Origin of the sequence: Salipaludibacillus aurantiacus, from assembly GCF_900111295.1 — a bacterium.
GTDB lineage: Bacteria > Bacillota > Bacilli > Bacillales > Salisediminibacteriaceae > Salipaludibacillus > Salipaludibacillus aurantiacus.
This window is the reverse complement of the sequence record NZ_FOGT01000037.1, coordinates 1-1,766: the sequence shown is the minus strand read 5'-3', so window position 1 is coordinate 1,766 and position 1,766 is coordinate 1. Positions and strand designations below refer to the sequence as shown.

General features: G+C 41.8%; 2 protein-coding genes. Both read right to left on the bottom strand.

What is annotated here, in order from left to right; translation table 11 throughout:
- Nucleotides 1-106: 106 nt before the first annotated feature.
- Nucleotides 107-1,456 (bottom strand): IS1182 family transposase, encoded by a 1,350-nt coding sequence (locus tag BMW59_RS21215; protein ID WP_093056314.1) that lies wholly within the window; start codon nucleotides 1,454-1,456, stop codon nucleotides 107-109.
- 112 nt (nucleotides 1,457-1,568) lie between these two features.
- The coding region (locus BMW59_RS21960) for a hypothetical protein (RefSeq protein ID WP_218142006.1) at nucleotides 1,569-1,766 on the bottom strand (198 nt) is incomplete at its 5' end.

The window sequence follows — 1,766 nt, the reverse complement described above, 5'->3', positions numbered from 1 at the left end:
TCAGGCTGTTGAGAAACCCACCCTTTTCAAAAAGCGTGGGTTTCTTTTTTATTTTCTTCCCTTGATTTAGGTCATCTTCCGATGATAAAGGAATAGAAACCACCTCTTAGCTGGCCGAGAGGTGATTTGCGATCTTCTTAATGTTCTGTGCTGCCGCTGTCATGAGCGCTTGTTCCGATGCGCCCTTCAAGCTGCGTAACCGGCAGTAGCGAAGCCCGTGGAGCTGTTTGGCATCCGCGAAGCTTCGCTCAATGGTTTCTTTTCTCTTTTTATAAAGGAGTTTTCCTTCTTTGGAAAGCCTGTTCTCTCTTACTTTTTCCTTACTGTCTTCCCATACGTGCCTCGTAAGAATTTTTTTGTGGTTTTGGGCTTTCGTACATTGATTAAGCAATGGACAGTTCACGCATTCTGAAGGGTTTGAATGATATTGCCGATAGCCCTCCCGGGTCGTTGTCGTATAAGATAACGTGCTGCCATTCGGACACGTATACGTATCTGTTTCTCTGTTATAAGTATACTTCCACTTTGGTAAATAACCTTTTTTAGGTTTAAAGCGTCGATGAGCAATGACCCCCATAATCCTACGATCTTCTAACCCTTTACACAACGGAATGGTTAAGTAGCCCGCGTCTAATCCGACAGCTTCCACGTTAAAACCAAATGTCTTGATCTGCCTGTCCAAACGCTTTAAATACGGCCTTGAATCATGAATATTTCCTGGGGTTAAATGCACATCCGTAATGATGTTATATTTCATGTCTGTCGTCCGGTGATCTAAATAAAAGAAGCCTTCGGGCTTTCCGTCTCTGAACATATAACCACTCTCTTTATCAGTTGTACTGACTTTAATCTCTTTTTCGCTTACCACCTCTTTTCTTTTCGGTAGGGGCTTTTTTCCGCGTGCTTTTCGGTCCGCCTCAATGGCTTTATCCAACTCCTTGATGTAATCCCGTGTCTCAACTTGAACCGTCTTCTTAATGAATTTACGCTTATTGGCATTGGCTTTAAGGTGCGTGGAATCAGTAAACAAAGCTCGTCCGCCAACCATGCGGTGCTCCATAGCCAAAAGAACAATTTCATCAAAAACCTCTTGGAAAATGTCTGTTTCTTTAAACCGTTTATGTCGATTGAAGCTGATGGTGGAATGATGAGGAACTGAATCCGTTAAATTTAATCCTAAAAACCATCGGTAAGCTATATTAGTCTGAATTTCCTTCTCCAGCTGTCTTTCGGATCTGATACCGTAAAGGTATCCTATAAACATCATCTTGAATAACAACACCGGATCAACCGGAGGTCTGCCATTATCTTCACTGTAATAAGGTTTGACTTTATCATAGATAAAAGAAAAGTCGATGGTGGCGTCAATCTTTCGAAGTAAGTGGTCATCAGGCACTAATTGATCAATAGAGACCATTTCAAGTTCCACTTGTTTCTCACGAATAGGACGTAACAAACGAATCACCTCACGAGTGGTTTTATCAATATTATACTATATTTACCTGAATAATCAGATAAAAACAGATGAACAAATAACCATCATCCGCAAATAGGAAACGATGGATGTTCTAGGTTGATTGAAGAACGAAAGGCGGCGACTCCGATGGGATCAGCGCAGTCTGAAAATCCATTCTGACGATGCTTCGCTGAGTCAGAATTAGTTGAAGACAAGCCCCACGGAAAGCGTCCGCCGGTAGTGATGAGATCGTGAGATATCTTACTTTTCTTTTAAAAAAGGCTGTTGAGAATACTTTCTCAACAGCCTG